We start from the raw sequence: 353 nt of genomic DNA, 5'->3' as shown, positions 1-353 counted from the left end.
CCAAATAACGGCCAGATACTGTTTACATTTCCGGTGTACACCAGATATCCCCATGCAAATGTGAAAAGAAGACTGCTGATAATAATTCCTGGAATCCAATTTTTATCATTAAATTTTGGAACAACAGACCCCAGCATTTCCTGTAAAAAAAAGCGTCCAACCCTTGTTCCCGCATCAATGGCAGTAAGAATAAATACAGCTTCAAACATAATCGCAAAATTATACCAATACGCCGTCAGCTGATCCATATATGGGATTTTATTGAAGAGGAAGTCTTTATGAAACTTGTGCTTTTGTGACCACAAAAGATGGTAAGATAGAATATAAAAGTAATAAGATCCAATCTAGACAAG

Annotated in this window: 1 protein-coding gene; it reads right to left on the bottom strand. The window is 36.3% G+C overall.

The window, feature by feature from the left end; all coding sequences use genetic code 11:
- Positions 1 to 248 (bottom strand): carbon starvation CstA family protein (locus SB689_RS22700; RefSeq protein WP_410694333.1); only part of this gene is annotated, 248 nt, incomplete at its 3' end.
- Positions 249 to 353: the final 105 nt, after the last annotated feature.

This window comes from Chryseobacterium sp. SIMBA_038 (genome assembly GCF_046535115.1).
In the GTDB taxonomy this organism is placed as follows: Bacteria; Bacteroidota; Bacteroidia; order Flavobacteriales; family Weeksellaceae; genus Chryseobacterium.
This window is presented reverse-complemented; position numbering and strand designations above follow the sequence as displayed.